Origin of the sequence: Amycolatopsis sp. NPDC098790 (genome assembly GCF_044759945.1) — a bacterium.
GTDB lineage: Bacteria > Actinomycetota > Actinomycetes > Mycobacteriales > Pseudonocardiaceae > Amycolatopsis.
In genome coordinates this window covers 1,011,550-1,017,549 of the sequence record NZ_JBIWAI010000001.1, presented here as the reverse complement: position 1 = coordinate 1,017,549, position 6,000 = coordinate 1,011,550, and the positions used below count along the sequence as shown (strand labels likewise).

The following is a 6,000-nucleotide window of genomic DNA, read 5'->3' as shown; positions in this document are numbered from 1 at the left end:
TGGCGGGGGGGGGGGCACCCGGCGGGGTTTTGCTGGCACACGGCGGGGGCTTTTTTGTGTTTTTTTTAAAAAAATTGTTTATAACCTTTTTAACCCCCCCACGACCCTTGCACCGGTCAGAGGCGGAGGGAGGCCCAACCCCCGCCGTCGGCGAGTAGCTTTCGCACTCCGCCGGCGAACCCGGCTAGTCCCCAGCACCTCACCGAGCCGTTGTCAAACGCGATCCCCTCGGGACGGCCGAGTTATCCACATTCACCCCCGCTATCCACAGATTCGCCGCACCACCCCTTTTCGGCCCCCACCGCCGATACGCTGGAAGCGGGGCCGGTCCCCCGGAGAGGGTGGGGGCTGGGCAAGTGACCCAGACAGGCTCCTAGCGGGCTGCCGTCCCAACCCGGCCGGCCGAGCGGTCGACGTGAGGTCGAGCCACAACCGCCACCCCGCGGTCAGCTCGTCGTGGTCACGCAGCACCCAATGTCTGGCCGTGTCAGAGAGCCAGCGAGGCCCAACCCCCGCCGTCGGCGAGCAGCTTTCGCACTCCGTCGGCGTGGTCGGCGAATCCGGCGAGGTCGCCGTGCAGCAACGCCATCCGCTCCTCGTCGAGCGGTGTGGTGTCGCCGGACCACAGTTCGCAGATCCAGCTCGCGGCCAGGTGCATCGACCGCACGAGCGCGGCCACTTCGGTCCCCGGGGCCGCGGAAGCGATTTCGTCGCACGCGCCGAACAGCTCCCTCAGCCCGCGCACGGCTTCGTCCGGGCTGCCGTCCCAACCCGGCCGCGGCCAAGCGCCCGACCCGAGTTCGAGCCACAACCGCCACCCCGCGGTCAGCTCGTCGTGGTCACGCGGCACCCATTGCCCGGCCATGCTTCGAGTGTGCGCCCGAACGCACGGCCCGGCGGATGGGATTCCTCACTCACGCCCCCGGCCGCTCCCACAGCCAGAACTCGATGCCCTGGTTGTCGGTGCAGTCGGCCGTCGTGCCGTACGGGTGGTTCTCCACTTCGCCTGCCCGGCCGCCTTGTTCACGCACGCGCGTCAAAGCGGATTCGAGGTCCTCGACCGCGTACATCAGCTTCCAGCCCACCTGGCGGTCGCCGGCCCACAGGCCGCCCTCGAGGCCCGGGCCCGAGAAGCCCCACGCGTCCGACACCGAGCCCGGTGTGAACTCCCAGCCCAGCACCGCGCCGTAGAACGACTTCGCCGGTTCCGCTTCCGGGACCTGGAACGTGAAGTACATCGCCGAGCCGGGGCGGGCCGGGCGCGCGGGTGCCGCCTGGGAGACCAGCCAGCGCTGGCCGTACGGGTCCTTGATCGACCCGGCCAGGCCGTAGCCGCGGTCCTCGACCGGGCGCAGCAGCTCGGCGCCCAGCTCGACCGCGCGCTGGGCCGACGCCCGCGGGTCCGGGACCTCCACCCGCACCAGCGGGCCGCCCTCCGGCGCGACGACGTTGCCCAGCTCCGGGAACTCTTCGGCCAGCATCAGCACGCTGTCGCCGATGCCCAGCTCGGCGTGCCCGACGCGGCCGTCGTCCATCAGGATCGGGTCGCCGCGGCGGGCCGCGCCGAACACCTCCACGTAGAAGTCGAGCGCCGCGCGGGCGTCCGTCACCACGAGGTACGGCGTCAGCGAGCGCAGTTCGGCGTTGGTCGCCGGTGCCTCGGAAGTGGTCGTCATATCGGCTCCGTTCAAGATGACGCGACGCAGGTTGTCGCGCAGTTCGGCGGCGAAGTCCGGGTCGGGGGCGACCCGCGCGGAGGGACGGCGAAGCGCGTCGAAAGGCTCAGGCATCGCGACCCTCCTTCTCTTCGTAGGCGCGCCGGAACGCGGCACGGGCCCGCACGAGCAACGCCTCCGTGGCGTGCACGCTCCGGCCCAGGTGGCCGGCGACTTCGGGCACGCCGAGACCGTCGACGTACCGCAGGGTCAGGGCCGCGCGGTGGTGCGACCCGAGGGATTCGAGCACCTGTCTCGCGCGCAGGGCGTCGAGCTGCTCGTCCCACGGGTCCTCGACGTCCGGCTCGCTGTCGTGCACCAGCCGCAGCCCGCGTTCCTCACGTTCCTTGCGCCGCCAGTGGTCGGCGAGCTTGTGCCGGGCGACGCCGATCAGCCACCCGGTGCTCACTGGAGGTGCGTACTCCTTGCGACAGGCGGCGACCGCCCCGAGGAACGTCTCGGACGTCAGTTCCTCGGCGAGCGTGCGGTCACCGCACCGGGACAGCAGGTACCCGTAGACCTCCGGCAGCGCGGTCTCGTAGAGCCCGAGCAGCGCGAAGGCCGGGTCCGGTCGTACCCGAGGTTCCGTCACACCCTCATCGTCGTCCGGCGCGCGGCTTTTCCGACGGGTGAACTTTGGCTTTTTTCGGCGGCCAGCTCACCCGGATGGTGACGACGTGGTCCCGCCGCTCCGGGAAGAGCCGGTAGACGCTGACGACGAACGTCCCCGGCTGGGCCCGCTTGCGGGACAGGTAGTCGTGCGCGCAGGCGGTCCCGTACCGGGCGGTCCAGCCCTGGTACCGCTCGCTGCGGTGCTCGAGGACGAACCCCATGTCGTCGACGAGTTCGGTGTATTCGTGCACCCGCGAGCCGTCGGCCTCACGCCGGTACTCGAGCTCGTGGGGGTAGCCGTACCTGTCCATGACCTGCAGGTTCTCGTTCCGACCTCGAACGAGGGCGCCGGAAACGTGGGAATCCCACAGCGGGGGTCGCGCTCATACGATCACCGCGGAGGTGATCGAGTGCCACGACCCACCAGGCCGCCGTTCCCGCGCCGGCAGGTCGGCCGCTCGTTGCGCAGGCTGCGGGAGCGCGCCGGGCTGACCCAGTCGGAAGCCGGTGAGCCGATCCGGATCTCGAAGTCGAAGCTGAGCCGCATCGAGCAGGGCCACTTGCCGGGCTACAACGACTTCCTCGCTTTGCTGGACCGCTACGGCGTGCTCGCTTCGGAGTACGAAGAGTACGTGCGGATGTTCGACCAGGCAAAGGAGCCGGGTTGGTGGCCGCAGAACCCGCCGCGCGACTTCGGCTACGTGGGTGCCGAGGCAAGTGCCTCTCGCGTCCGCGGTTTCGAGGTCGGGCTCGTTCCCGGACTCCTCCAGACCGAGGCCTACGCGCGCCGCGTGTTCGAAGACTCGGCAATCCCGTGGACCGGCGACCAGGTCACCGCCATGACCGAGGTGCGGACCAAGCGCCAGCGCAGGCTGTGCCGTGATCCGGACTTCCGCGTGCACTTGATCATCGACGAAGTCGCACTCCGGCCTCCCCGGTGCCCTCGGGCGCAGCTGGAGCGGATCATCGAGCGAACCGCCCTGCCGAACCTCGTGGTCCAAGTCGTGCCTGGTGCCGCGGGACTGCACATCGGGCTGAGCGGCGGCTTCACGATCCTCGACTTTCCCGATCCCGAAGAGCCGGGGCTCGTCTACACGTGTGGCGGCTTCGGCGCGCTCCACCTCGACCGACCCAAGGAAATCGCCGAGGCGCGCATGCAGTTCAAGCACCTCGTCAAGATCGCTCTCGACGAGGCTGCGTCGATCGAGTTCTTGAAGCGACTTGCCGTCGCGGCGGAACCGGGCTGAACCCGGCTCCGCCGCACCTCACACCCGGGGGTCCGGCAACCGCCGTCCGGTGATCGCGACCACCAGCGCCAGCAGCGCCACCACTCCGATCACCCACGCGAACGCGTCCCGGCTCCCCAGCGAGCCCGAAAGCGCCGCGTACAAACTCCCCAGCGTCGCCACGCCCAACGCCAGCGACGTCTGCTGATTGGTCGTCATCACTCCCGACCCGACCCCGGCCAGATCCGTCGGCACGTGCGACAACACGATCCGGAACAACGTCGTCATCGCCAGCGCGTTCCCGACGCCGATCGCCACCATCGACGGCGCCAGGTCCAGCACCGTCACGTGCGGCCAAGCCGACAGCGTCGTGCACAGCAGCGCCACCATTCCGACGGCCGTGATCGCGCCGCCGATCGGGACCACCCGTTGGCCGTACCGCGCCACCAACCGGCTACTCAACATCGACACCGTGAAGTAAGCGACGGCCAGCGGCGTCAGCGCGACACCCGCGCCGAGCGGCCCGAAGTGCAGCCCCTCCTGCAACGTCATCGCGTACACGAACATGAACGAACCGAACGCGCCGAAGAACGGGATCCCCACCATCAGCCCACGCCGGACGCTCGGCAGCCGCATCACCGACGGCGGCAGCAACGGCGTTCCACCGAGACGCTCCTGACGCCGTTCGACGTGCACGAACGCCGCCGCGGCGAAGGGCGACACGATCAGCAACGCGATCGTCCACGCCGGCCAGCCCAGGGCGCGACCCTCCATCAGCGGGACCAGGAATGACATCAGCGTGACCGCCAGCAGGAGCGTCCCGAGGCGGTCGACGCCCAGTGGGTTGTGCGCGCGGCTCTCCGGCAGGCGGCGGGCCATCACCAGCACGACCAGGCCGATCGGGACGTTGACCAGGAAGATCGGCCGCCAGCCCGTCCCGAAGACGTCCGCCGCCACCAGGGCGCCGCCCAGGAGCTGGCCGACGACCGTCGAGAGGCCGCCCGTCGCGCCGAACAGGCCGAGAGCCTTCGAACGCGCTTCGCCGGTCGTCGTCGCCTGGATGATCGAGAGCACCTGCGGCAGCAGCAACGCCGACGCCGCCCCCTGCGCGGCGCGGGCGATCACCAGCGTGGTCGCCGTCGGGGCGATTCCGCAGGCCAGGGACGTCAGCGTGAACAGCCACAGGCCCGCGATGAACAGCCGCCGCCTGCCGAACGAGTCGCCGAGGCGGCCGCCGACCACCAGCAGGACCGCGTACGCGATGCCGTACGCCGCCACCACCAGTTCCAGGGTCGCCGTGGACGCGTGAAGGTCGGCATCGATCGTCGGCAGCGCGACGTTGACGATGAAGAAGTCGATGATGGGCAGTGCCGCCCCCAGCAGCACCGTGACCAGGCCGGCGGGGGTCAGTCCCGGCCGGGCCGGGGCGCCGGGGGTAACCGGCGCGAGTTCTGTCGTGGTCATGACTACTACGATCGACCCGAACTCAAACTAGTACCAGTTGTCGTTTATCCAGGTATTGCGACTACCTGGTACCAGGTTCGAAGACGTGCGATCCTGGCACCATGACCACCGCCGTCGAATCCGACCTCCGCCGGCAGGAACTCGCGAGGTTCCTGCGCAGCCGTCGCGAGCGGATCACGCCCGAGCAGGTCGGGCTCCCGCTGCAGGGCCGCCGGCGCACGCCGGGGCTGCGCCGCGAAGAGGTCGCGCAGCTCGCCGGGGTCGGGGTCACCTGGTACACGTGGCTGGAGCAGGGCCGCGACATCAACGCGTCCGAGCAGGTGCTGCAGGCCATCGCGCGCACGCTGCGCCTCGACCCGCACGAGCACACCCACCTCTTCCGCCTGGCCGGCGCGCCCGAGCCCGAGGGCGAGAAGGACTGCCAGGTCATCACGCCTGCGATGGAGCTGATGCTCAAGAAGCTGGAGCCGTACCCGGTCGCCGTGCGCAACGCCCGCTGCGACCTGCTGGCCTACAACCGGGGCTACACCTGGCTGATGGGCGAGGTCGACCAGATCCCGTTCGAGGACCGCAACACCCTGGTCCAGTGCCTGCTCAACCCGCGGTGGCGCGAGCGGATGCTCGACTGGGACACGAACATCCCGCGCGTGATCGCGTCCTTCCGCGCGGCGATGGCCGAGCACGTCGCCGAGCCGGCGTGGAAGAGCCTGGTCAAGCGGCTCAAGGCCGAGTCGCCGCTGTTCGCCGAGCTGTGGCCGCACCACGACGTCAACTCCGAGCCGATCCGCACCAAGCGCTACCTGCACCCGGACGTCGGCCTGCTGCGGTTCAACTTCACCTACCTCTACTACGGCCGCCGCTCGGAGATCACGATGTCGACCTACACCCCGGCCGACGAGGAAACCGCGGCAAAGCTGCCTCTCATGTTCGACTGACGACGTACGACGGCGACGCGCTTCGAGACGGACGCGCCGCCTTCCCCT

The 6,000-nt window shown here is 69.8% G+C and carries 7 protein-coding genes; 2 read left to right on the top strand and 5 right to left on the bottom strand.

Annotation, left to right across the window (positions count from 1 at the left end; all coding sequences use genetic code 11):
• Nucleotides 1–487: 487 nt before the first annotated feature.
• From ACIQWX_RS05125 to ACIQWX_RS05110, 4 genes are read right to left on the bottom strand one after another with little or no spacing between them, the layout of a single operon-like run.
• On the bottom strand, nt 488–865 hold the full coding sequence (locus ACIQWX_RS05125) for a hypothetical protein (RefSeq protein WP_400865763.1): 378 nt from the start codon (nt 863–865) through the stop codon (nt 488–490).
• 49 nt (nt 866–914) lie between these two features.
• A complete protein-coding gene (locus ACIQWX_RS05120; protein WP_400865760.1) occupies nt 915–1,790 on the bottom strand; it encodes a VOC family protein in 876 nt (291 codons plus the stop codon).
• Complete coding sequence (locus ACIQWX_RS05115; RefSeq protein ID WP_364383981.1) at nt 1,783–2,307, bottom strand: sigma-70 family RNA polymerase sigma factor; 525 nt, start codon at nt 2,305–2,307, stop codon at nt 1,783–1,785. The genes ACIQWX_RS05120 and ACIQWX_RS05115 overlap by 8 nt, the downstream gene beginning before the upstream one ends.
• Nucleotides 2,308–2,311: 4 nt before the next feature.
• On the bottom strand, nt 2,312–2,638 hold the full coding sequence (locus tag ACIQWX_RS05110; protein WP_400865756.1) for a hypothetical protein: 327 nt from the start codon (nt 2,636–2,638) through the stop codon (nt 2,312–2,314).
• 99 nt (nt 2,639–2,737) lie between these two features.
• On the opposite strand from ACIQWX_RS05110, the gene ACIQWX_RS05105 reads away from it, so the two are divergent.
• Entirely contained in the window at nt 2,738–3,574 is an 837-nt protein-coding gene (locus ACIQWX_RS05105; RefSeq protein WP_400865753.1) for a helix-turn-helix domain-containing protein, read from the top strand.
• Between the two features lie 18 nt (nt 3,575–3,592).
• Here ACIQWX_RS05105 and ACIQWX_RS05100 read toward each other — a convergent pair whose 3' ends face one another.
• On the bottom strand, nt 3,593–5,017 hold the full coding sequence (locus ACIQWX_RS05100) for an MFS transporter (RefSeq protein WP_400865750.1): 1,425 nt from the start codon (nt 5,015–5,017) through the stop codon (nt 3,593–3,595).
• 101 nt (nt 5,018–5,118) lie between these two features.
• On the opposite strand from ACIQWX_RS05100, the gene ACIQWX_RS05095 reads away from it, so the two are divergent.
• A complete protein-coding gene (locus ACIQWX_RS05095; RefSeq protein ID WP_400865747.1) occupies nt 5,119–5,952 on the top strand; it encodes a helix-turn-helix transcriptional regulator in 834 nt (277 codons plus the stop codon).
• Nucleotides 5,953–6,000: the final 48 nt, after the last annotated feature.